Annotated in this window: 19 protein-coding genes and 1 riboswitch; of the genes, 3 read left to right on the top strand and 16 right to left on the bottom strand. The window is 74.9% G+C overall.

What is annotated here, in order from left to right; all coding sequences use genetic code 11:
• Nucleotides 1–75: 75 nt before the first annotated feature.
• Nucleotides 76–3,723 carry a cobaltochelatase subunit CobN gene (cobN, locus tag BJ981_RS20240; RefSeq protein ID WP_204070678.1) on the bottom strand — a complete coding sequence of 1,216 codons (3,648 nt, stop codon included), beginning with the start codon at nucleotides 3,721–3,723 and terminating at the stop codon, nucleotides 76–78.
• Between the two features lie 56 nt (nucleotides 3,724–3,779).
• Nucleotides 3,780–3,907: riboswitch (cobalamin riboswitch) on the bottom strand.
• A 185-nt stretch (nucleotides 3,908–4,092) separates the two neighbouring features.
• On the opposite strand from cobN, the gene BJ981_RS20235 reads away from it, so the two are divergent.
• Both BJ981_RS20235 and BJ981_RS20230 read left to right on the top strand, forming a co-directional pair.
• Nucleotides 4,093–5,496: a ferredoxin-like domain-containing protein gene (locus BJ981_RS20235; protein ID WP_184612868.1), complete on the top strand. Its 1,404-nt coding sequence runs from the start codon at nucleotides 4,093–4,095 to the stop codon at nucleotides 5,494–5,496.
• Between the two features lie 45 nt (nucleotides 5,497–5,541).
• A complete protein-coding gene (locus BJ981_RS20230) occupies nucleotides 5,542–6,282 on the top strand; it encodes a cobalt-precorrin-6A reductase (protein WP_184612867.1) in 741 nt (246 codons plus the stop codon).
• A 191-nt stretch (nucleotides 6,283–6,473) separates the two neighbouring features.
• Here the strand turns inward: BJ981_RS20230 and BJ981_RS20225 are convergent, their stop codons facing one another.
• From BJ981_RS20225 to BJ981_RS20185, 9 genes are all read right to left on the bottom strand, one after another.
• Entirely contained in the window at nucleotides 6,474–8,123 is a 1,650-nt protein-coding gene (locus tag BJ981_RS20225) for a precorrin-2 C(20)-methyltransferase (protein ID WP_184612866.1), read from the bottom strand.
• Between the two features lie 323 nt (nucleotides 8,124–8,446).
• Nucleotides 8,447–9,115: a precorrin-8X methylmutase gene (locus BJ981_RS20220; protein ID WP_184616262.1), complete on the bottom strand. Its 669-nt coding sequence runs from the start codon at nucleotides 9,113–9,115 to the stop codon at nucleotides 8,447–8,449.
• Nucleotides 9,116–9,117: 2 nt separating this feature from the next.
• Nucleotides 9,118–9,993, bottom strand: a complete 876-nt coding sequence (gene cobM / locus BJ981_RS20215) for a precorrin-4 C(11)-methyltransferase (protein WP_221314736.1) — start codon at nucleotides 9,991–9,993, stop codon at nucleotides 9,118–9,120.
• Between the two features lie 140 nt (nucleotides 9,994–10,133).
• Complete coding sequence (gene cbiE / locus BJ981_RS20210) at nucleotides 10,134–11,339, bottom strand: precorrin-6y C5,15-methyltransferase (decarboxylating) subunit CbiE (protein ID WP_184612865.1); 1,206 nt, start codon at nucleotides 11,337–11,339, stop codon at nucleotides 10,134–10,136.
• Nucleotides 11,336–12,751, bottom strand: coding sequence for a cobyrinic acid a,c-diamide synthase CobB (locus BJ981_RS20205; RefSeq protein WP_184612864.1), 1,416 nt, complete (start codon nucleotides 12,749–12,751; stop codon nucleotides 11,336–11,338). The genes cbiE and BJ981_RS20205 overlap by 4 nt, the downstream gene beginning before the upstream one ends.
• 54 nt (nucleotides 12,752–12,805) lie before the next feature.
• A complete protein-coding gene (cobO, locus tag BJ981_RS20200) occupies nucleotides 12,806–13,408 on the bottom strand; it encodes a cob(I)yrinic acid a,c-diamide adenosyltransferase (RefSeq protein WP_184612863.1) in 603 nt (200 codons plus the stop codon).
• Between the two features lies 1 nt (nucleotide 13,409).
• On the bottom strand, nucleotides 13,410–15,539 hold the full coding sequence (locus tag BJ981_RS20195; RefSeq protein ID WP_184612862.1) for a putative cobaltochelatase: 2,130 nt from the start codon (nucleotides 15,537–15,539) through the stop codon (nucleotides 13,410–13,412).
• A 64-nt stretch (nucleotides 15,540–15,603) separates the two neighbouring features.
• Nucleotides 15,604–16,386: a CbtA family protein gene (locus BJ981_RS20190; protein WP_184612861.1), complete on the bottom strand. Its 783-nt coding sequence runs from the start codon at nucleotides 16,384–16,386 to the stop codon at nucleotides 15,604–15,606.
• 18 nt (nucleotides 16,387–16,404) lie between these two features.
• A complete protein-coding gene (locus BJ981_RS20185) occupies nucleotides 16,405–16,617 on the bottom strand; it encodes a CbtB domain-containing protein (RefSeq protein WP_184612860.1) in 213 nt (70 codons plus the stop codon).
• Between the two features lie 229 nt (nucleotides 16,618–16,846).
• On the opposite strand from BJ981_RS20185, the gene BJ981_RS20180 reads away from it, so the two are divergent.
• Nucleotides 16,847–17,419, top strand: coding sequence for a histidine phosphatase family protein (locus BJ981_RS20180; protein WP_184612859.1), 573 nt, complete (start codon nucleotides 16,847–16,849; stop codon nucleotides 17,417–17,419).
• A gap of 7 nt (nucleotides 17,420–17,426) precedes the next feature.
• Here BJ981_RS20180 and paaE read toward each other — a convergent pair whose 3' ends face one another.
• The 6 genes from paaE to paaZ are packed head-to-tail and all read right to left on the bottom strand — an operon-like array spanning nucleotide 17,427 to nucleotide 23,315.
• The gene (gene paaE, locus BJ981_RS20175) at nucleotides 17,427–18,572 is read right to left on the bottom strand and encodes a 1,2-phenylacetyl-CoA epoxidase subunit PaaE (RefSeq protein WP_184612858.1); all 1,146 of its coding nucleotides are present in this window, start codon (nucleotides 18,570–18,572) and stop codon (nucleotides 17,427–17,429) included.
• 1 nt (nucleotide 18,573) lies between these two features.
• Entirely contained in the window at nucleotides 18,574–19,089 is a 516-nt protein-coding gene (gene paaD / locus BJ981_RS20170; RefSeq protein ID WP_184612857.1) for a 1,2-phenylacetyl-CoA epoxidase subunit PaaD, read from the bottom strand.
• Complete coding sequence (gene paaC, locus BJ981_RS20165) at nucleotides 19,083–19,985, bottom strand: 1,2-phenylacetyl-CoA epoxidase subunit PaaC (RefSeq protein ID WP_184612856.1); 903 nt, start codon at nucleotides 19,983–19,985, stop codon at nucleotides 19,083–19,085. Before paaC ends, paaD begins: the two co-directional genes overlap by 7 nt.
• 16 nt (nucleotides 19,986–20,001) lie before the next feature.
• Entirely contained in the window at nucleotides 20,002–20,283 is a 282-nt protein-coding gene (gene paaB, locus BJ981_RS20160; RefSeq protein ID WP_184612855.1) for a 1,2-phenylacetyl-CoA epoxidase subunit PaaB, read from the bottom strand.
• On the bottom strand, nucleotides 20,280–21,212 hold the full coding sequence (gene paaA / locus BJ981_RS20155) for a 1,2-phenylacetyl-CoA epoxidase subunit PaaA (RefSeq protein ID WP_184612854.1): 933 nt from the start codon (nucleotides 21,210–21,212) through the stop codon (nucleotides 20,280–20,282). Before paaA ends, paaB begins: the two co-directional genes overlap by 4 nt.
• Nucleotides 21,213–21,257: 45 nt before the next feature.
• Nucleotides 21,258–23,315, bottom strand: a complete 2,058-nt coding sequence (gene paaZ, locus BJ981_RS20150) for a phenylacetic acid degradation bifunctional protein PaaZ (RefSeq protein ID WP_184612853.1) — start codon at nucleotides 23,313–23,315, stop codon at nucleotides 21,258–21,260.
• Nucleotides 23,316–23,495 lie beyond the last annotated feature (180 nt).

The raw sequence follows: 23,495 nt of genomic DNA, 5'->3' as shown, positions 1-23,495 counted from the left end.
GGCGAAACCATCTCGCCCTCGCCGCTATTTCCACGCACATGCCTTTCCCCGGGGAAGAGAACCGCGCGACGCGGTTCACCCCCCGCTCTCGATGTCGCCCTCGGCCTTCAGATAGACCTCCTGGAGGGCCCGCAGGATTTCCGGGTCCGGGTGTTCCCACATGTTCCTGTTCGCCGCCTCCAGCAGGCGCTCGGCGATGCCGTGCAGGGCCCACGGGTTGGACGCGGCGAGGAACGCCTGGTTCTCCGCGTCCAGCACGTACACCGCCGCGAGCCTGTCGTACATCCAGTCGGCCACCACGCCCGTCGTCGCGTCGTAGCCGAACAGGTAGTCCACCGTCGCCGCCAGCTCGAACGCCCCCTTGTACCCGTGCCGCCGCATCGCCGCCACCCAGCGCGGGTTCACCACCCGGGCCCGGAAGATCCGCGCCGTCTCCTCCGACAGGGTGCGGGTGCGCACCGCGTCCGGGCGGGTGCTGTCGCCGACGTACGCGGCGGGCGCGCGGCCGGTCAGGGCGCGGACCGTGGCGATCATGCCGCCGTGGTACTGGAAGTAGTCGTCGGAGTCGGCGATGTCGTGCTCGCGCGTGTCGACGTTCTTCGCGGCCACCGCGATGCGCCGGTAGGCGGCCTCCATGTCCGGGCGCGCCGGGACGCCGTCCATGTCCCTGCCGTACGCGAAGCCGCCCCACACCGCGTACACCTCGGCCAGGTCGGCGTCGTCGCGCCAGTTGCGGCTGTCGATGAGCGGCAGCAGCCCCGCCCCGTACGCGCCCGGGCGGGAGCCGAAGATCCGCGTGGTGGCGCGCCGCTCGTCGCCGTGCGCGGCCCGGTCGGCCCGCACGTGCGCGCGCACGTAGTTCAGCTCGTCCGGCTCCTCCTGCGCGGCCGCGAGCCGGACGGCGTCGTCCAGCATGGCCACGACGTGCGGGAACGCGTCGCGGAAGAACCCGCTGATGCGAACGGTCACGTCCACGCGGGGACGGCCGAGCTCGGCGGCGGGCACGGCCTCAAGGCCCGTGACCCGCCGGGACGCCTCGTCCCACACCGGGCGGACGCCGAGCAGCGCCAGCACCTCCCCCACGTCGTCCCCCGCGGTCCGCATGGCGCTGGTCCCCCAGATCGACAGGCCGACCGAGCGGGGCCACTCGCCGGTGTCGGCGCGGTAGCGCGCGAGCAGCGAGTCGGCCATCGCCTGCCCGGTCTCCCACGCGAGCCGGCTCGGCACCGCCTTCGGGTCCACCGAGTAGAAGTTCCTGCCGGTCGGCAGCACGTTGACCAGGCCGCGCAACGGCGACCCGCTGGGCCCCGCCGGGACGTACCCGCCGTCCAGGGCGTGCAGCACCGCCCCGATCTCGTCGGCCGTCCTCGCCAGCCGCGGCACGATCTCGGCGGCCGCGAACTCCAGCACCCGCGCCACGGCCTCCGTCCCCTCCGTGGCGCCGAGGACGGACGCGCGCACCTCTTCCACCGCCGCCGGATCCCAGCCGCGCTCCTCCATGCCCTCGACCAGCGCCGCCGCCAGACCCTCGGCCCGGTCGGTCTCGGCGCGCCCCGCGGCGCCGTCCTCGGTCAGGCCGAGCGCCTCGCGCAGGCCCGGCACGGCGGTGCCGCCCGCCCACATCTGCCGGGCGCGCAGCATGGCCAGCACGAGGTCCACGCGGGCGCGTCCCTCGGGGGCCTGGCCGAGCACGTGCAGCCCGTCGCGGATCTGCACGTCCTTGACCTCGCACAGCCACCCGTCCACGTGCAGCAGGAAGTCGTCGAACTCGGCGTCGTGCGGCCGGTCCGCCACCCCGAGGTCGTGGTCCAGGCGCGCCGCCTGGATCAGCGTCCAGATCTGGGCGCGGATCGCGGGCAGCTTGGCCGGGTCCATCGCGGCGATCGAGGCGTGCTCGTCCAGGAGCTGCTCCAGGCGCGCCATGTCGCCGTAGCCGTCCGCGCGGGCCATCGGCGGCACGAGATGGTCCACCAGCACGGCGTGGGCGCGGCGCTTGGCCTGCGTGCCCTCGCCCGGGTCGTTGACCAGGAAGGGGTAGATCAGCGGCAGGTCGCCGAGCGCGGCGTCGGTGCCGCAGGAGGCGGACATGCCGGCCGACTTGCCCGGGAGCCACTCCAGGTTGCCGTGCTTGCCGACGTGGACGACGGCGTGCGCGCCGAAACCGTCGCGCAGCCAGCGGTAGGCGGCCAGGAAGTGGTGGCTCGGCGGCAGGTCCGGATCGTGGTAGATCGCGATGGGGTTCTCGCCGAACCCGCGCGGCGGCTGCACCATCACCACGACGTTGCCGGCGCGCAGCGCGGCCAGCACGATCTCGCCCTCCGGGTCGCGGGAACGGTCGACGAACAGCTCGCCCGGCGGCGGGCCCCAGTGCCGCTCCATGCGGGCCCGCAGGTCCTCGGGGAGGGTGGCGTACCAGGCGCCGTAGCGGGCCGCCGAGACGCGGACGGGGTTGCCGGCGAGCTGCTCCTCGGTCAGCCAGTCCTGGTCCTGGCCGCCCGCGGCGATGAGCGCGTGGATCAGCGCGTCGCCGTCCCCCTCGGCCACGCCCGGGATCTCGCCGTCGGCCCCGATGTCGTACCCCTGGTCCCGCATCGCGGCCATCAGCCGTACGACGCTGGCGGGCGTGTCGAGACCCACCGCGTTGCCGATGCGGGCGTGCTTGGTCGGGTACGCCGACAGCATCACGGCGACCCGCCTGGCGGACGGGGGCACGTGCCGGAGCGCGGCGTGGCGGACGGCGATGCCCGCGACCCTGGCCGCGCGCTCCGGGTCGGCCACGTAGACGGGCAGGCCGTCGGCGTCGACCTCCTTGAACGAGAAGGGGACGGTGATGATCCGCCCGTCGAACTCCGGGATGGCCACCTGCGAGGCGGCGTCCAGCGGCGACAGGCCGTCGTCGCTCGCCAGCCACGTCGCGCGGTCCCCCGTGAGGCACAGGCCTTGCAGGACGGGCACGTCCAGCCTCGCCAGCGCGCCCACGTCCCACGCCTCGTCGTCGCCGCCCGCCGACGCGGTCGCGGGCCGCGTGCCTCCCGCCGCGAGCACGGTCACCACCAGCGCGTCCACCTGGGCGAGCGCCTCCAGCAGACCCGGCTCGGCCGCCCGCAGCGAGGCGCAGTACACGGGCAACGCCCGCCCCCCGGCCTCCTCCACCGCGTCACACAGCACCTCGACGAACCGCGTGTTCCCCGCGACGTGATGCGCCCGGTAGTAGAGCACCCCCACCACAGGCCGCCCCTGCCCCTCCACGGCCCGCGCCCCTGCCCCCTGTGTCTCCGAGGACCGCGGGCGGTCCAGGACGCCCCAGCTCGGGGTCGGCGCGGGCGGCGCGAAGCCGTGGCCGGTCAGCAGGACGGTGTCGGACAGGAAGCGGTGCAGCTCCGCGAGGTTCGCCGGGCCGCCGTGGGCCAGGTAGGCGTGCGCCTCCGCGCACACGCCGCCCGGCACCGTGGACAGCTCCATCAGCTCGGCGTCAGGGGCCTGCTCGCCGCCGAGCACCACGACCGGGCGGGGACCGGCCAGCACGGCGTCCAGCCCCTCCTCCCAGACGCGCCGGCCACCGAGCAGGCGGACCACCACGAGGCCGGCGTCCTCCAGCAGCGGGGGAAGGTCGCCGGGCGCCAGCCGGGCGGGGTTGCCGAGCCGGTACGGCAGACCGCTCGCGCGTGCGCTGAGCAGGTCGGTGTCAGAGGTCGACAGCAGCAGGACAGGGAGTTCGCGCACGGCACGTTTCCTCACTCGGGGTCCGCGCCCCGGGTAGCGGGTCCATACACGGCTCGGAGTCTCCTGGCTCCCGGATCAGCGCTTCACCCCGGCCTTCCCGCCCGTCTCCGGGCCGTGGCCTTCAGGTGGGGTCGACTCCCCGGTAACAGTGGCGGGACCGCGCCGGACTCACACCGGCTTCCTCCGCATCGCCGTCGCCCCTATCAGATCACGCCCCCACCGCCCATGGGGAGAGAGGTACCCCTTCGACCGAAGGATCCGACCAGTGCCCGCACGGCCGCGCCCTCACGCCGGATGCCCAGATCCCACCGGCTGTCTGAAGGGGACGCACTGGTCTGAGGGCTCGGGCCTGGGGTTACGATCCTCGGCGTGGCGGTCGTGGACTTTCCCGAGCGGGCGCGGCGGGACGCCTGTCCCGGCGCTCTGCAGACGCATGCCGCGGCGGACGGCGCCGTGGCACGGGTCCGCGTCCCCGGAGGGCTGCTCACGGCCGGACGGCTGCGCGAGCTCGGCGCGGCGGCGGCCGACCTCGGCTCGGGGGTCATCGAGCTGACCTCGCGGGCGAACGTGCAGGTACGCGGACTGACCGGACCGGCGGCGGCACGGTTCGCCGAACGGATGGCCGCCGCCGGCCTCCTCCCTTCGGCCACGCACGAACGGGTGCGCAACATCCTGGCCTCTCCCTTGGCCGGCCTGGACGGGCGCGGACTCCTGGAGATCGCCCCGCTGGTCCGCGAACTGGACGCCATGCTCCTCTCCCGCCCCGCCCTGTCCGACCTGCCCGGCCGCTTCCTGTTCGCCCTCGACGACGGCCGCGGCGACGTCGCCCACCTCCCGGCCGACATCACCTACATCCCCTTGCCGCCCCCCGCATCCCCTGAGCCTTGCGAGCCGGTCGTGCCCGTCCAGGGCGCGGTTCTGCTGGCCGGGCGGGACACCGGCCTGCGGGCGGGGCCGCGCGAGGCCGTGGCGCTCATGATCGACGCCGCCGAGGCGTTCCTCACCGAGCGCGCGGCGCGGGGTTCCACCGCCTGGCGCATCGCGGAACTGGCCGACGGGCCCGAAGCGATCACCACGCGCCTCCACGCCCCTTCTCGGCCTACGGCGCCTGGTCGTGCCGCGGTCGCGGGCGAGGTCGCCATCCCCGCGGAGCCGGGCGCCGTGCTGCTCGGGCCGATGCCGCAGGCCGACGGACGGGTGGCCCTCGTCGTGATGCCGCCGCTCGGACGGCTGACGGCCGCGCAGACGGCCGTACTGGCGGCGGCGGCCGAGGCGGGGCCTGGTGAGGTACGGCTGACGCCGTGGCGCGGCGTGATCGTGCCCGGACTGACCCCTGAGGACGCGGAACGATGGCGCTCACGGTCGGAGGAGGCCGGGCTGGTCACCGACCCGCGTTCCCCGTGGAGCGGCGTGTCGTCCTGCGCCGGGCGACCAGGATGCGAGAAGTCCCTCTCCGACGTCCAGACCGACGCCACCCAGGCCACCGGCCAAGCCACCACCGCCCGGGCCGCCCTTCTGGGGGACACCGCCCGCGTCACTCCTCAGAGCGGCCCCGCCCGCGCCGCCCTCCAAGCAGCCGCCGGTCCGTCGGGCGTGCCGCTGCCCGTGCACTGGGTGGGCTGTGAGCGTCGGTGCGGGCGGCCGAGTGGGGACGCCGTGCTGGTGGTGGCCACCGGGGACGGGTACCGGGTCGAGGCCGGGGGTGGGAGCGTGCGCGCGACGGCCATCGAGGACGTCGCCGCCGCCGTCACCGCGGCCCGGGACGCGCGCTGACGGAGCTTCGTGTTCGTGGCGCGAGAGGCATCACAGGGAGGCTCGGTGAGTGCGGGGGTACTGATACTCGGCGGCACGGGCGAGGCGCGGCGGCTCGCGGCGGCGCTCGCGGGACGTCCCGAGATCCGCGTGGTCTCGTCGCTGGCCGGCCGGGTGAACGACCCACGGCTGCCGGAGGGCGAGGTGCGCGTCGGCGGGTTCGGCGGCCCGGACCGGATGGCCGTATGGCTTCGTGACCAGCGCATACGTGCGGTGGTCGACGCCACGCACCCCTTCGCCGAGCGGATCACCGCCTCCGCCGTGCGGGCCACGGAGCTGGCCGGGGTCCCGTTGCTGGTGCTCAGGCGTCCGGGATGGCGCCCGGAGGAGGGGGACGACTGGCGCTGGGCGCGGTCGCTGGAGGACGCCGCCGCGTCCCTGCCCTCCCTGGGACGCAGGGTGTTCCTCACGACCGGACGCCAGGGCCTGCCCGTGTTCGCGGGCCTGGACGCCCTGTGGTTCCTGATCCGCACGGTGGACCCGCCCGAGCCTCCGCTGCCCGCCCACCACCACCTCATCCTGGACCGCGGACCGTACACACCGGACGGCGAACGCTCGCTGATGCGCGAACACCGGATCGACGTCCTGGTCACCAAGGACAGCGGCGGGACAATGACGGTAGCCAAGCTAGCCGCCGCCCGGACTCTCGGCCTGCCGGTCGTCGTCGTACACCGCCCACCCCTACCGGCCTGCCACGTGGCCGAAACCGTGGAAGCTGCGCTCACCTGGCTGCACACCCTGCTGTGAACGCTCGGGTCGACCCCGCATCGTCATCCAGTTCCCCGACGAAACGGCGACGTCCCAATCACGCGCGTCGAGACCCCTTCACGCACCCTTCCCATGCCCCGCTGTCGTGGCTAGCTCCGCGGTCCCACCCGTCACCTGCGCCAACAGCGCACGCCGCACAAAAGGGCCGCAAGCGACGAACGGGGACGCATTCACTCTGCCGGGTAGCGACGAGGGGTGTAGACGGTGGGGCCGCTGGTTCGGGTGGTGTGGCGGGTCATCGAGGAGCCGATCAGGAGTAGGCAGCGCATGTCGATGCCGTTGACGTCCAGCTTGTTCAGGGTCGTGACGTGGACGTTCTCGGCGGGGCCGCCGACGTCGCGCCCGACGACGACGGGGGTGTCCGGGGCGCGGTGCTCCAGCAGCAGGTCGCGTGCCGCTTCCACCTGCCAGCGGCGGGCGCGTGAGGCCGGGTTGTAGATGGCGATCACGAGGTCCGCGCGGGCGGCGGCGGTCAGGCGGGCCGCGATGACGTCCCAGGGCTTGAGCCGGTCGGACAGGGACAGGACGCAGTAGTCGTGGCCGAGCGGCGCGCCCGCGCGGGCGGCGACCGCCTGGGCCGCGGTCAGACCGGGCACCACGCGCACCGGCACCTCGGCGAACCGTGGCTCGCACGCCACCTCCAGCACCGCCGCGGCCATGGCGAAGACGCCCGGGTCCCCGGAAGACACGACGGCCACTCGCGAGCCCGCCCTGGCCAGCTCCAGCGCGTGGGCGGCGCGCTCGGCCTCCACGCGGTTGTCGGACGGGTGCCGCCGCTGGCGCGGGTTCGGCGGCACACGGTCCAGGTACGGGCCGTACCCGACGAGGTCGTCGGCGCGTGCCAGCACGTCCTGAGCCTCAGGCGTCAGCCACGCCCGCCCCGCAGGCCCAAGCCCTACGACGGCCACTTCCCCCCGCGCCGCATCCCCCTGGCCCGCCCGCTCGCCCGAGCCCGGCGCCGCCCCGCGCCACTCCCCCTCGCCGTGCCTCACATGCCCGGCCGGGACCGGCCCCGGCTCACACCGCTTCGTCTCGCCTTGGCCCGCCCCATGCGATACCGCCTCGCCCGACGCCGGGGTGGGGGTGGGGAAGGAGGCGCCGGCCCTGCTGGGGATGAGGGCGAGGGAGAAGTACGGCACCTCGGTCGGGTCCACGTCGGCGAGGGGGGCGATGCGCTGGCGGTCGCTGGTGGCGCGCTCCACGTACCAGGCCTCGTCGAGGCGGCCGGCACGGGCCAGCGCGTCGCGGACGGCGGGGAACGTGCGGCCGAGTTTGAGCACCGCCAGCGAGCCGGGGTCGGCCATGCGCGCGGCCAGCGTGTCCGGCGGCAGCGTGCCGGGCAGGACGGTCAGGGTCTCCTCGCGCTCGACCAGCGGGCGGCCCAGCACCGCCGAGGCGGCGCTCACCGAGGTGACGCCGGGCACGACCTCGGTCGGGTAGCGGTGCGCGAGACGCTTGTGCATGTGCATGTAGGAGCCGTAGAAGAAGGGGTCGCCTTCGCAGAGCACGACCACGTCGCGGCCGGCGTCGAGATGGGCGGCGAGGCGGCGGGCGCAGTCCTCGTAGAACTCGTCGATCGCGCCCTGGTATCCGCCCGGGTGCCGGGTCGTCTCGGTCGTGACCGGGTAGACGAGGGCCTCCTCGATCTGCCCGTCCCGAAGGTACGGCGCGGCGACGGCCCGTGCGACGCTGCGCCCGTGCCGTGCGCTGTGGTAGGCGATCACCTCGGCGTCGCTGATGAGCCGTGCGGCCTTCACGGTCACCAGTTCCGGATCCCCAGGCCCCACCCCCACCCCCCGCAGCCACCCTCTCCCCCGCACCTCGCCACCCCGAGCCCCGCCATCCCGAACCTCACCACGCGGGACCCCGCCATCCCGAACCTCACCACGCGGGACTGCGCCATCTGAGACCCCGCCACTCGGGACCCCGCCATCCCGAACCTCACGATCCCGGCCCCCGCCGCCCTGAACCTGACCGCTTCGGCCCCCGACCTCGCCGTCCCGGATCACGCCGTCCCGGGCCCCGCTGCCTCGGGCTCCGCCGTCCTGGACCTCGCCATCCCGAATCGCGCCGTCTGGGGTCACGCCGTCTCGGGTCTCGGGCTGCTGAGGGCCGGTCTGCGCTTCGGGGTTCATCGGGGTGTTCACTCTTTCTCGCTTGCGATCGCGTTGACGGCCGCCGCTGCCAGGGCGCTTCCGCCTCGGCGGCCGTGTACGACCAGGTAGGGCAGGTCGCCGTGCTCCGCCAGGGCCTGTTTGGACTCGGCGGCTCCGATGAAACCGACCGGGAGGCCGAGTACGGCGGCGGGGCGTTCCGCGCCGTCACGGAGCAGTTCCAGGAGCCGGAAAAGGGCGGTGGGCGCGTTGCCGATGGCGACGACCGCGCCGGCCAGGCGGTCGCGCCACAGCTCCAGCGCGGCGGCGCTGCGGGTGGTGCCGAGGCGGCGGGCCAGGTCGGGCACCCGAGGGTCGCCCAGCGTGCAGAGCACCTCGTTGCCCGCGGGCAGCCGGGACCTGGTCACGCCCGAGGCGACCATCGTGGCGTCGCACATGATCGGCGCCCCGGCGAGCAGCGCGGCCCGCGCGGCGGCGACCACGCCGGGCGACCAGGCGAGATCCCGGACGAGGTCCACCATGCCGCAGGCGTGGATCATGCGTACGGCCACCCGCGCGACGTCTTCGGGCACGCCCACGAGGTCGGCCTCGGCGCGGATGGTGGCGAACGAGCGGCGATAGATCTCCGCACCGTCGCGCACGTAGTCGTACGGCCCCGCCGCCGGACCGCCAGGCCCGGCGGTCTTCTCGGAGCTCATGCTCATGGATGCTCCCCGCGGTCCCTGAGGTGCTCTCCACGGTCCTGGGGGTGCTCCACGCGGTCCCGGGAGTGCTCCATGCGGGAGTGCTCCTCGCAGTCCTGGGGGTGCTCCCCGCGGTTCCGGGTCGCCGAGTACAGGTGGCTGTCGGTGAACTCCGATGCCGTGAGCACGCCGCCGACGACGATCACGGCCGTGCGCCGTACCCCGGCCTCCTTCACCCGTCCGGCGATGTCGGCCAGCGTGCCGCGCAGGATCACCTCGTCGGCGCGGCTGGCGCGGGCGACCACGGCCACCGGGCAGTCGGCGCCGTAGTTCGGGATCAGCTCCTCCACCACGGCGTCCACGCGCTGGACGGCGAGGTGCAGCACCATCGTGGACCGGCTCCGGCCGAGCGACGGCAGGTCCTCGCCGGGCGGCATCGGGGTGGCGCGGGCGGAGGTGCGGGTCAGCACGACCGTCTGGCCGACCCCGGGCACGGTGAGCTCCCGGCGTAGCGAGGCGGCCGCCGCGGCGAAGGCGGGGACGCCGGGGGTCACGTCGTACGGCACCCCGGCCGCGTCGAGCCTGCGCATCTGCTCGGCCATCGCGCTGTAGATCGAGGGGTCGCCGGAGTGCAGCCGCGCCACGTCCAGGCCGTCGGCGTGCGCGGCGAGCATCTCGGCCACGATCTCGTCGAGGTTCAGGCGCGCGGTGTCCACGAGCCGGGCGCGCGGCGGCGCGTGGTCGAGCAGCTCTTCGGGCACGAGCGATCCGGCGTACAGGCACACCGGTGAGGAGGCGATCAGGTCGCGCCCGCGCACGGTGATGAGATCGGCCGCTCCCGGCCCCGCCCCGATGAAGTGCACCGTCACGACGACGCCTCCCAGTTCTCGCATGTTCTTTCGCGTTCCCGCACGTCCCTCACGTCCTCACGAAGCCTTCACACGAAGCCTTCACGTCCTCACGAAGCCTTCAGCTCCGCACGAAGCCTTCGCGTCCTCATGGAGTCCTCACGCGGCGCCGCGCCCGCCCCGGCTCATGGCCGGACCGCCGTCCAGATGGTCACGGGCATCGCGGGGCGCCAGGCGGTGAAGCCGCCGACCGGGCCGGCGCGGTGGACGGCCAGGCGGAGCAGGTCGCCGCCGAGGCGGGCGTGCCAGGAGGCCAGGACGGCCTCCGACTCCACGGTGACCGCGTTGACGACCAGCCTGCCGCCGGGCCCGAGCGCGTCCCAGCAGGAGGAAAGGACACCCGGCGCCGTGGTCCCGCCACCGATGAAGATCGCGTCCGGCGGGTCCAGCCCCTCCAGCGCCTCCGGAGCCTTGCCGTGCACGACCCGCAGGCCCGGGACGCCGAGCGCGCGGGCGTTGCGCCCGATCCGCTCGGCCCGGTCGGCGCGGGACTCGACGGCGGTCGCCGCGCAGGACGGGTGGGCGCGCATCCACTCGACGGCGACGCTGCCCGCGCCCGCGCCCACGTCCCACAGCCGTTCCCCGGGCCGGGGCGCGAGCCGGGACAGCGTCACCGCGCGCACCTCCCGCTTGGTGAGCTGGCCGTCGTGCTCGAACGCGTCGTCGGGCAGGCCGGGCACGCACGGCGGCGCGGTCACCCCCGGGTCCGCGCGGCATTCGAGGGCGACGACGTTCAGGGCGTCCGCGGCCGCGTCCCACGTCGCGGCGATGCCCTCGACCAGGCGCTCCTCGGGCGCGCCGAGCCGTTCGAGCACGGTCATGGGGCTGCGGCCGTACCCTCGGGCGACGAGGAGGCGGGCCACCTCGCCGGGGGTGGCGGCGCCGGCGCTCAGGACGAGTACGCGGGCCGACGGGCGCAGCGCGCGGGTCAGCAGGTCGGCGGGGCGGCCGACGAGGGTCACCACCTGGGTGTCCTCGACCGGCCACCCCATGCGGGCGCAGGCCAGTGACACCGAGGAGAGGTGCGGCAGCACGCGTACGCGCCCGGGGCCGAGCGTCCGCGCCAGCGTCGCGCCGAAGCCGTACAGCATCGGGTCGCCGCTGGCCAGCACGCACACCGCCTTGCCCTCGCGCTCGGCGATGAGGCCGAAGGCGACGGGCAGCATCGGGGAGGGCCACGTCACGCGTTCCGCTCCGGTGTCCGGGACCAGGGCGAGCTGCCGGGCGCCGCCCATGAGCACCTCCGCGGCGCGGATCTCCCGGCGCGCCCCCTCCCCGAGCCCCGCCCACCCGTCCGCCCCGATCCCGACCACGACCACGGCCCGGCTCACAGCCCACCGGTCCGAGCCGCGGTCACCAGTCGGGCCGCCAGGTGAGGGCTGCCTGCCCAGTGCAGGTGCAGGTAGGAGGCCGCCAGTCGTGGGCCGCCGAAGCCGTCGGCGGCCTCCCGCCACCGGTAGAGGGGGCGGTCGCCGGTGGCGGGCGTGACGCGGGTGCGGTGGAACTCGTGCCCGTGGTAGCGCTCGCCCTCGCGGGTCAGCACCGAGTCGCGCACGGCCACGGCGGCCCGGTAGCCGAGCGTCAGCGTGTCCGTCATGGCCGCGGTCGCGTTCACGACCCCGCACATGGGGCGGCCGTCCAGCTCGCGGCAGAGATAGAGGAGGCCGGCGCACTCCGCGGCGATGGGGCCGCCGAACGCGGCCACCGCGCGGCGCAGGGGCTCGTTGGCCGACAGCTCCCCCGCGTACACCTCGGGGAAGCCGCCCGGCAGCACCAGGGCGGCGGTGCCCTCGGGCAGCCGCTCGTCGGTGAGCGGGTCGAACACGGCGACGGTCGCGCCGGCCGCGGCGATCAGCTCGGCCTGCTCGGCGTACCCGAAGGTGAACGCCTTGCCCCCGGCCACGGCGACGACGACCTCGCCGCCCGCCCGCGCCGTCACATCGTGCGCGCCGCCCGGCGTGCGGTCGACGGTCGTGGGGGCGATCGCCTCGTGGGGGTTCCATGGGTGGGCCGTGAGCGGGGGCGCGCTTCTGGCGAGGTCCGTCAAAGCGCGCAGGTCGCAGGTCGCGTCGATCAGGTCGCCCAGGGACGCGACCGCGCGGACGGCCTCGGCGCTGCGTTCCGCGGGGGGGACGAGGCCGAGGTGGCGGGACGGGGTGCCGGCGATGTCGGTGCGCGGGATCGCGCCGAGTACGGGCAGGCCGGTGGCGTCGAGCGCGTCGCGGCAGATCTGCTCGTGCCGGGGCGAGCCGACCCTGTTCAGGATCACTCCGCCGACGCGGACCCGGGTGTCGTACGACACGAAGCCGTGCACCAGGGCCGCGACCGACCCGGCCTGCGCCGAGACGTCGACCACAAGCACGACCGGCGCGCCGAGAACCCGGGCGACGTGCGCCGTGGAGGCGAAGTGGTCGGCGTCCGCCCCGGGGACCGCGCCGCGCGGGAAGGACGCGCCGTCGAAGAGGCCCATCACGCCTTCGATGACCGCGAGGTCCGCGCCCGCCGCGCCGTGCAGGAACAGGGGGACGAGGAGGTCCTCGCCGGTCAGCCACGGGTCGAGGTTGCGGCCGGGACGCCCGGCGGCGAGCGTGTGGTAGCCCGGGTCGATGTAGTCGGGGCCGACCTTGTGCGGCGACACGGCGACCCCCTTGGCGGTCAGCGCCGCCATCACGCCGGTCGCGACGGTCGTCTTCCCCGACCCCGACGCCGGCGCCGCGATCACCAGACGCGGAACCTCAACCATGCCCGCCCCGCCACGGCAGGACCGGAAGGCCGGAGGGTGAAGAGGCGACGCGGGTTACCATTCGATGCCCTTCTGGCCTTTCTGGCCGGAGTCCATGGGGTGTCTGACCTTGGTCATCTCGGTTACCAGGTCGGCGGCCTCCAGGAGGCGGGGGTGGGCGTCCCTTCCGGTGATGACCACGTGCTGGGTTCCGGGGCGGGCGGCGAGGGCGGACACGACGTCCTCGACGTCGATCCAGCCCCATTTGATCGGATAGGTGAACTCGTCGAGCACGTAGAGACGGTAGGTCTCGGCGGCCAGGTCGCGTCTGATCTGCGCCCAGCCTTCGCGGGCGTCGGCGGCGTGGTCCTCCTCGGCGCCCGCCTTCTTGATCCAGGACCAGCCCTCGCCCATCTTGTGCCAGGTCACCGTGCCGCCCGCGCCGGACTCGCCGAGCACCGTCAGCGCGCGCTCCTCGCCGACGCGCCACTTGGCGGACTTGACGAACTGGAACACGCCGATCGGCCAGCCCTGGTTCCAGGCGCGCAGGGCCAGCCCGAAGGCCGCGGTGGACTTGCCCTTGCCGGGCCCGGTGTGGACGAAGACCAGCGGGCGGGCGCGCCGCTGCCGGGTCGTCAGGCCGTCGTCCGGCACCTGGGCCGGCTTCCCTTGAGGCATGTCAGGCCGCCTTCCGGCGTTCGCGGACCAGATCGCGCAGGCTTCCCGCCGCCAGCTCCTCCAGCCGGACGGCCTCGCCGCCGAGCAGCCGCGCCAGCCCTCCGGCCAGCCCGAGCCGCACGGGCCCGCTCTCACAGTCCACCACGACGGCGGCGACATCCCTGAGCAGGGCCGCCGCCCCGCGCAGGTCGGCGGGAGAGCCCGCGGTGGCCCGGCCGTCGGTGACCACGACGAGCAGGGGCCTGCGCGCGGGGTCGCGCAGGCGTTCGGCGCGCAGCACGTCGGCGGCCCGCCGCAGCCCGGCCGCGAGAGGGGTGCGGCCGCCCGTGGGCAGGGCGCGCAGGCGGGCGGCCCCCGCCTCCACCGAGGAGGTGGGCGGGAGCGCCAGCTCGGCGCGGGTGCCACGGAACGTCACCAGGCCGATCTTGTCGCGGCGCTGGTAGGCGTCCAGCAGCAGGCTCAGCACCGCGCCCTTGACCGCGCCCATGCGGCGGCGCGCGGCCATCGAGCCGCTGGCGTCCACGACGAAGAGCACGAGGTTGCCCTCGCGGCCTTCGCGCACGGCCTCCCGCAGGTCGTCGCGGCGCAGGACCAGGCCGGGCCCGGTCCTGCCGCGGGCGCGCTGGTGCGGCGCCGCGGCGCGCAGGGTCGCGGTCAGGTGCGGCGCGGCGATCCGGCCCTCGGGGAGGCGGAATCCCGAGACGCGGCCGGACGGCGTACGGGCCCGGGACCGCCGCCCTGGCGCGCCCGCGCCGAGCCCGGGGACGGTCAGGGCGCGCACCCGGTACGGCTCGCCCGCCTGCGCGGCCCGCTGCCCGAGGTCCTGATCGCCGGTGGTCTCGCCGTGCCGTCCGGCCTGGCCGCCCGCCGGAGCGGGGTCGCCGGGGGCCGGCTCGGGGGTCCGGCCGTTGCCGCCTGGACCTGGGGACGGGTCGAGGTCAGGCCCGGCGTCGGGGCCGGAATCCGGGTGCGGCTCGGTGCCGTCGTCCGATCCGCCGGACAGGCCGTCCTCGGGATCGGCGGCCCCGGGGTCCCGCCCGCCATCGGGGCCGCCATCGGGGCCACGCCCGGCAGGACCGTCCGGGTCGGGTTCGGGGTCGAGGTCGGGGTCCTGGAGGAGGGTGTCGAGTTCGGATTCGTCGAGGCCGGGTGCGTCGAAGGGGTCGCGTCTGCGGCGGTGGGGCAGGGCGAGGCGCGCGGCCTGCCGGATGTCGTCGGCCGTCACCTGCGTGCCGCCACGCCAGGCGGCATGGGCCATGGCGGCGTGCGCGGTGATCAGGTCGGCGCGCATCCCGTCCACGTCGAAGGCGGCGCAGACGGCGGAGATGCGGCGCAGCGCCGCGTCGGGCAGTTCGACCGCGCGGAGCCGGTCACGGGCGGCGGCGATGCGGGCGGCGAGGTCGTTCTCCTCGGCCGCCCAGCGTGCCGCGAACCCCTCGGGGTCGTCCTCGAAGGCCAGCCTGCGGCGGACGACCTCGGCCCGCTCACCCGGGTCGCGGGAGGCGGCGACCTCGACGGTGAGGCCGAAGCGGTCGAGGAGCTGGGGCCGCAGTTCCCCTTCCTCGGGGTTCATGGTGCCGACCAGCATGAACCTGGCCGCGTGCCGGACCGACACCGCGTCGCGCTCGACGTAGCAGGTGCCGAGCGCGGCGGCGTCGAGCAGGAGGTCCACCAGGTGGTCGTGCAGCAGGTTGACCTCGTCGACGTACAGGACGCCGCGGTGCGCGGCGGCGAGCAGGCCGGGCTCGAACGCCTTGACGCCTTCGGTGAGCGCGCGTTCCAGGTCGAGCGAGCCGGTCAGGCGGTCCTCGGTGGCGCCGACGGGCAGTTCGGCGAGCCGCGCGGGGCGCACCGAGGCGCCGGGGTCGTCGCCGTGCGGGCCGTCGGGGCAGCCGGGGTCGGGGGCGGCGGGGTCGCAGGAGAAGCGGCAGCCGGGGACGACCGCGACCGGCGGCAGCAGGGCCGCCAGCGCGCGGACGATCGTGGACTTGGCCGTCCCCTTCTCGCCGCGGATCAGCACGCCGCCGGTGCGGGGGGAGACGGCGTTGAGGATGAGGGCCAGTTTGAGGGTGTCGAGTCCCACCACCGCGGTGAAGGGGTAGTGGTGGCGTGCGGCCGGGCGGTCCGGCATGGCGAGAACGTCCTTCCGAGCGGCGCGACGCCGCGGGTGGCCAGGGGCTGGGGACGGCCCGGGGTCAGGCGGCGGTGGCGAGCGCGCGGCGCGGCGCGAGGGCGCGTTCGGCGAGCACGCCGAAGGTCAGCCCGATGCCGCTCCACATGATCGCCTGGATGCCGAGGGACGCGAGCCGGAACCGCCACAGCAAGGTGGCGGGGAAGTCGGACGGCACCTCGTCGACCGCGGGCATGAGCAGGTACGTCACGATCACGGCCGCGAGGTAGGCGGCGACGGCGAGCAGGGTGGCGTTCCAGGCGCCGTGGCGCGCGGCGAGCAGGCGGCCGAGGTGGACGGCGGCGACGGCCAGGAGGGCCGAGATGACCAGCGTCGCCAGGTGCAGGACCGTCCGGCGGGAGATCGTCGCGGGGTCGCCCACCGCCGGTGGGTTGGCGGGATATTTCAGGAAAGGCACGAGTTCGACGGCCACGAACGCGCCCAGCGCGAGCAGCGCCGCCGTCGCCCGCGCCCCGAGCGCGCCGAGCCGCCCGTGGGCGAAGGCGAACGCGAGCGCGAACAGCCCGCCGACGGCGACCCCGAACACGCCGAGGCCGGTGGCGAGCCCGACGGTGGACTGCACGTCCCGGCTGACGGGACCTTCGTCGTCGTGATCGTGCCCGGTGGTCTCACCGGACCCGGTGCCGGGCACCGCGGGGGCGGGGGCCGCGTGGCCGCCGCCCCCGCTCTCCTCGACGGCGATGGCCCCCGCGACCTGGGGCTCTCCGAAGACCCAGGCGAAGACCAGGGCGAGGGCGGCGGCGGCCAGGCCCGCGAGCATGCCGCGGACCAGGAGGTTTCTCACCATCTCGGTTCCGGCCCCGCCTCAGTGGCAGGGGAAACCGAGCAGGTGGCGCGCGTCGTGCACGAACTCGTGCACGGTGTCGCCAGAGATCAGCGAGGTGGCGCCCTGTTCGGCGCCGACGAAGTAGATGAGGGCGAGGGCGAGGACTCCGGCGAAGACGGTCCACGGCAGCAGTTCCCTGACGGGAATGCGCACGGGTACGGGCCGGGACTGGGGAACGGCGGCGTTGGCCATGAACAAGTGCCTCCTCGGGATCACGCGTCCCATAGGGAGTTCCGGTGACGATGGAGGGTCTGACTCCCGGCCCCGAAGGACCGGTCACAGTGGCGCGGCCGTGCCAGAATCTCGCTGGTCTTCCCCACACCGTCATCAATGTCGGCTTGGACGCTACGGTGTGAACCACAGACGCGTCAACTGACCTCAAGGGAGACATTCACCTCCTCCCACCCCAGGAGTGGACATCGTGACCGCGAGGATCGTCCTGCTCTCCCACGCCCCGACCAGCGCGCTCCGCCGGGCCGCGTTCCCCACGGACGAAGAGCTGGAGCCCCAGGGTGTCCGTCAGGTGGCGGAGGCGGCGCCCCTGTTCGCGGACCTCGCGCCGCGTGTCCGGTGCGGGCCCTCGCTGCGCTGCCTGCGGACGGCCGAGGGCCTGGGCCTGGCCGCCGAGGTGGACGACGGGCTGAGGGACCTGGACGCGGGCCGCTGGGCGGGCCGCACGCTCGCCGAGGTGCAGGCGGAGCACCCGGAGGGCTTCGTCGCCTGGCTCACCGATCCCGAGGCGGCCCCGCACGGCGGCGAGTCCGTCGCCGCGCTGATCGGCCGGGTGGCCGGCTGGCTGGCGGCCCGGCACGGCGACGGGCGCGTCCTCGCCGTCACCCACCCGGCGGTCGTCAGGGCGGCGGTGGTCCACGCGATGGCGGCCCCGCCGCGCGCGTTCTGGGGCGTGGACGTCCCCCCGCTCGGCCACGTGACGGTGACCTCCGACGGCCGCCGCTGGCACCTGCGCCTGCCCGTCGCGGGGCAGGTCGCATGAGGCGGCGTCAGGCGTCGTAGTCGACGGTGAGCCTGGCGGAGCTCGGGAACGACTGGCAGGTCAGCACGTACCCGGCCTCGACCTCGCGGGGTTCGAGGGCGAAGTTCCTGCGCATGTCGGCCTCGCCGTCCACGACGCGGGCCCGGCAGGTGCCGCAGACGCCGCCCTTGCAGGCGAACGGCAGGTCGGGGCGCACGCGCTGCGCGCCTTCGAGCACGGTGACGTCGCGGGGCAGCGCGGCGGTGGTGGCGCGGCCGTCCAGGATCACCGTGACCTCGGCCGTCGCCCGCTCCCCCGGGCCCGCCACGGGCCGGACGGGCGCGGGCGGCGGCTCGTCCACGTAGAACAGCTCGTGGTGCAGGCGCTCGGACGGGACGCCGAGCTCGGCGAGCACCCGCCGCGCGTCCACGACCATCTGGTACGGCCCGCACAGCCACCAGTGCGCGACCTCGCGCACGGCGGTGAGGGCGGGGAGCAGGACCCGCAGCTTGGCGGCGTCCAGGCGGCCGGTGAACAGCTCGGGTTCGCGCGGCTCCCGGGACAGCACGTGGACGAGTTCGACGCGGGCGGGCGCGGAGTCCTTCAGATCGGCGAGCTCCTCGGCGAACATGACGGTCCGCGTGGTGCGGTTGCCGTAGAAGATGGTCGCCCGGGCGCCGGGGACGGCGAGCGCGGACGAGGCGATCGACAGCACGGGCGTGATGCCGGACCCGGCGGCGATGAACACGTGGTGGCCGGGGCGGCTCAGGTCGGCGGTGAAGGCGCCGCCCGGCGGCTGGACGGCGAGGGTGTCGCCGGGCCTGAGGTGGCGCACGAGCCAGGTGGAGAACAGGCCGCCCGGGATCTCGCGGACGCCGATGCGCAGCGGCCCGCCGGCCGGGGAGCAGATCGAGTACGACCTGCGCTCGTCGCGGCCGTCCACGACGGCGCGGACGGTCAGGGACTGGCCGGGCAGGAAGGCGAACCGTTCGGCGAGGTCCCGCGGCACGTCGAAGGTGATCGCGGCGGCGTCCTCGCAGATCCGTTCGACCCGGGCGACGCGCAGCGCCGTGAACGCGGCACGGCCGCGGGCGCGCTCGGCCACCCGCACCGCGCCGCCCGGCTCCCCCGGCCCGGGGTTCGCCTGAAGGTCCTCAGGGAGGCGTCCGGCCATCTCAGATCTCCTTGACGTGCTCGAACGGCTCGTGGCACGCCTGGCAGCGCCACAGGGACCTGCACGCGGTCGCGCCGAAGCGCGAGATCTCCCCGGTCTCGCCGGAGCCGCAGTTCGGGCAGGCCGGCCGCCTGCGGACCGGGCCGAGCGCGACCGGCACCGGGCCGGGGGCGCGGGGCGCGGCGGGGCCCGGCGGGGAGATGCCCGCCGCGGCGAGCTTGCGCCTGCCGGCCTCGCCGATCCAGTCGGTGGTCCAGGGCGGCGTGAGCGCGGTGCGGATCTCGACGTCGGCGTACCCGGCGGCGCGCAGGGCGGCGGACAGGTCCGCGCGGATCGCGTCCATGGCGGGGCAGCCGCTGTAGGTCGGCGTGATCGTGACGACCACGCGGCCGTCGCCGGTCTCGGTGACCTCGCGCAGGATGCCGAGGTCGGCCAGGGTGAGCATGGGCAGCTCGGGGTCGGCCACGGCGGCGGCGACCTCGCCCGCGCGGCCCCGTTCCCGCGCCCGGCTCACCATCGTGCCCCCGGGTGGGCGCGGGCGACGCTCTGCAGCTCCTCCAGCAACACGGTGAGCGCCTCGGTGTGGGCGCCGCCGCGGCCGAGCGCCGGCCCCTCGGACGGCACGGGCGGCCGGGTGAGGGTGGCCGCGGCCAGCACCTGGTCGAGCACGGCGTCGAACTCCGCGCGGAGGGCGGCGGGGTCGGCCGCCACGCCCGCGTCCGCGAGGCGGGACTCCACCGGGTCGGCGGCGAACAGCTCGGGGACGAGCGGCCACACCGCCGACAGTCCCTCGTACACGCGCTCGCGCGAGTAGGCGGTGCCGTCGCCGAGCCGGACGACCCAGCCGGCCGCGTAGTCGCGGTGGTAGGCCAGCTCCTTCACGCCCTTGGCGGCGACCGCGGCGAGGACCGGGTCGCGGGAGGCGGTGAGCCGGTCGAGCAGGGCGAGCCGCCAGGTGGCGAAGACGAGCAGCCGGGCCATGGCGTGCCCGAAGTCGCCGTTCGGGGCCTCGGCCAGCCGCACGTTGCGGAACTCGCCGGGGTCGCGCAGGAACGCCAGCGCGTCCTCGTCGCGCCCGGTCCCGTCGGCCGTCCCGGCGCGGGCGAGCAGCAGCCGTGCCTGACCGAGCAGGTCGAGGGCGATGTTGGCGAGCGCGACCTCCTCCTCCAGCTCGGGCGCGTGGGTGCACCACTCCTGGAGGCGGTGGGACATGATCAGGGCGTCGTCGCCGAGCATGAGGCAGTACGCGGCCAGGTCGGCGCCGTCCACGCCCGGCGGCAGGCTCGTGTCCACGCCGGCCAGGGGGTCGGTGAAGCCGGTCCCGAACGCCCAGCGCGGGTCGTCGGCCTCGTTGAGCGCCTCGTAGGCGTTGCCGGGCGCCGCGTCGGGATGCACGGCTGGCGTGTCGGACATGTCAGACATGGCGGCCTCACATGTGCGGGACGTCGTCGGGGATCGTGTAGAACGTCGGGTGCCGGTACACCTTGTCGCCGCTCGGCGCGAAGAACGGGTCCTTCTCGTCCGGGCTGGTGGCGGCGATGTGCTCCGAGCGCACCACCCAGATGCTGACGCCCTCGTTCCTGCGCGTGTAGAGGTCGCGGGCGTGGCGCAGGGCGGTCTCGTCGTCGGCGGCGTGCAGCGAGCCGACGTGGACGTGGTTGAGCCCGCGCTTGCCGCGCACGAACACCTCGTACAGGGGCCATTCGCTCATGCCGCCTCCCCGTCGCGGGTCTTGCGGGCGTACGCGGCGGCGGCCTCGCGGACCCAGGCGCCGTCCTCGTGCGCGGCGCGGCGCACGGCCACGCGCTCGGCGTTGCACGGCCCGTCCCCCTTGATCACGCGCTGGAGCTCCGACCAGTCGATCGGGCCGAAGTCGTGGTGGCCGCGCTCGGGGTTCCAGCGCAGGTCGGGGTCGGGCAGGGTGACGCCGAGCGCCTCGGCCTGCGGGACGGTCATGTCCACGAAGCGCTGCCGCAGCTCGTCGTTGGTGTGCCGCTTGATCTTCCAGGCCATGGAGCGCTCGGTGTTGGGCGAGGCGTGGTCAGGGGGGCCGAACATCATCAGGGAGGGCCACCACCAGCGGTTCACCGCGTCCTGGACCAGGTCGCGCTGCGCCGGGGTGCCCGCCATCATCGTCATCAGCAGCTCATAGCCCTGCCGCTGGTGGAAGGACTCCTCCTTGCAGATGCGGATCATCGCCCGGGCGTAGGGCCCGTAGGAGCTGCGGCACAGCGGCACCTGGTTGCAGATCGCCGCCCCGTCGACCAGCCAGCCGATCACGCCCACGTCCGCGTAGGAGAGCGTCGGGTAGTTGAAGATCGAGGAGTACTTCTGCCGTCCCTCGATGAGCTTGGCGGTCAGCTCGGCGCGGTCGGCGCCGAGCGTCTCGGCGGCCGCGTACAGGTACAGGCCGTGCCCGGCCTCGTCCTGCACCTTGGCCAGCAGGATCGCCTTGCGGCGCAGCGACGGCGCCCGGGTGATCCACGCCCCTTCCGGCTGCATGCCGATGATCTCCGAGTGCGCGTGCTGGGCGATCTGCCGGACCATCGTGCCGCGGTAGCCGTCGGGCATCCAGTCGCGCGGCTCCACGCGCTGGTCGCGCGCGATCGTGCGGTCGAAGTGTTCCTGGAGGTCAGCCAATGCCTCGCCACCTTCACCGAACGTTCGGTCAGTTAATAGTCTGGCTCACCCCTGCCCGCCTCGCAAGTCGGGCGTCTCGCGCTTGGCCACCAGCGTCAGCACGTCGTACTTGGCGACCGACGAGCCGTCCTGCTTGGTGACGTCGGCGTCCCAGCGGACCTCCCCGTGCTCCAGCCCCTCGCGCGGGGTGATCTGCTTGGCGGTCAGCGTGACGGTGAGCTCGTCGCCCGGGTAGACCGGCGTGAGGAACCGGAGGTTCTCCAGGCCGTAGTTGGCCAGCACCGGCCCCGGGTCGGGGTCGACGAAGAGCCCGGCGGCCAGCGAGACGATCAGGTAGCCGTGTGCCACCCTGCCGTCGAAGAACGGGTTGGCCCGGGCGGCCTCCTCGTCCGTGTGCGCGTAGAAGGTGTCCCCGGTGAACGCGGCGAAGTGCTCGATGTCCTCCAGCTCGACCCGGCGCGGCCCGCCGGCGACCGAGTCTCCGATCCTCAGGTCCTCCAGGTGCTTGCGGAAGGGGTGGACGCCGGAGGTGTCCCGCGCCGCGCCCTGCACCCAACGGCCGGTGACCGCCGTGAGCATGTCCGGGCTGCCCTGGACGGCCGTGCGGTTCATGTGGTGCAGGATGCCCCGGACGCCGCCCATCTCCTCGCCGCCCCCGGCCCGGCCGGGGCCGCCGTGCACGAGCATCGGCAGCGGCGAGCCGTGCCCGGTGGACTCCTTGCCGGCCTTCGCGTCCAGGACGAGCAGGCGGCCGTGCCAGGGCGCGGTGCCGAGCACCACCTGCCGGGCGAACCCGGCGTCGCCGGTCACGATGGACCCCGCCAGGCTCCCCTGGCCCCGGGCGGCCAGCTCGATCACGTGCTCGGCCGAGGTGTACGGCATGAGGGCGCTGACCGGCCCGAACGCCTCCACCTCGTGCGGCTCCGGCCGGTCGGCCTCGTCCACGCGCAGCAGCACCGGCGAGACGAACGCGCCGCGCTCGGCGTCGGCGCCGACCACGTCGACCCGGTCGGGATCGCCGAAGACGATCGAGCCCGCGGCGGTCAGGGCCTTGAGCGCGCGGCGGACCTCCTCCCGCTGGCCCAGGCTCGCCAGCGCGCCCATGCCGACCGCCGGGTCCGCCGGGTTCCCCACGGTGATCGCGGCGAGCCGCGCGGCGGTGGCCTCGGCGACGTCGCCGAGCAGGCCCTCGGGGACGAACGCCCGCCGGATCGCCGTGCACTTCTGCCCCGCCTTCACCGTCATCTCGTTGACGAGCTGGGCGACGAACAGGTCGAACTCCGCGGTTCCTGGTACGGCGTCCGGGCCGAGGATCGAGCAGTTCAGCGAGTCGGCCTCGGCGTTGAACCGCACCGAGCGCGCGGCGACGACCGGGTGGGTGCGCAGCTTCTGCGCGGTGGAGGCCGAGCCGGTGAAGGCGACCAGGTCCTGCTCGGTGAGGTGCTCGAACAGGTCGCCCGCGCTGCCGCAGACGAGCTGCACCGACCCCTCGGGCAGCAGGCCGGACTCGACGATCATCTCGACCAGCCGCGCGGTGACGTAGGCCGTCTGGCCGGCGGGCTTGATCAGGGACGGCACGCCGGCGACGAACGCGGGCGCGAGCTTCTCCAGCGGGCCCCAGACGGGGAAGTTGAACGCGTTGATCTGCACCGCGACGCCGCGCAGGGGCGTGCAGATGTGCTGCGCGGCGAACGTGCCGCCCTTGCCGAGGGGCTCCACGGCGCCCTCGACGTAGACGGTGTCGTTGGGCATCTCGCGGCGGCCCTTGCTGGAGTAGGAGAACAGCGCGCCGATGCCGCCGTCGACGTCGAAGCGCGAGTCGCCCCGGGTGGCGCCGGTGCGCAGCGACAGCGCGTACAGCTCTTCGCGGCGTTCCCGCAGATGGGAGGCCAGGGCCTTGAGCAGCGCCGCCCGCTGGTGGAAGGTCAGCTCGCGGATCGCGGGACCGCCGGCGCGGCGCCCGTACTCCAGGGCGGCCCGGAAGTCGACGCCGGCCGAGGAGATCCGCACGACCTCCTCGCCGGTGACCGCGTCGTGCAGCGGGGCGCCCTCCTCGCCCGGCGTGTGCCAGGAACCGGTCACATAGCTTCGGAGCGTGGCCATGGCGGACCTCCACGAGGAGTCATTTACTGACCGTACGTTCGGATGGTAACCCCACACGGCCCCGGCGATCCGCGTGCGGGGGGACATCCTGCGTCCTACCCCGGCCGCGCGCACGGCGACACCTCCCCGCGACGAGAGTGGCGAGGTGGTGCGATACGGGTACCCCGTACGGTCCGGCGC

It is taken from the genome of Sphaerisporangium krabiense, assembly GCF_014200435.1.
GTDB classification, from domain to species: domain Bacteria; phylum Actinomycetota; class Actinomycetes; order Streptosporangiales; family Streptosporangiaceae; genus Sphaerisporangium; species Sphaerisporangium krabiense.
This window is presented reverse-complemented; position numbering and strand designations above follow the sequence as displayed.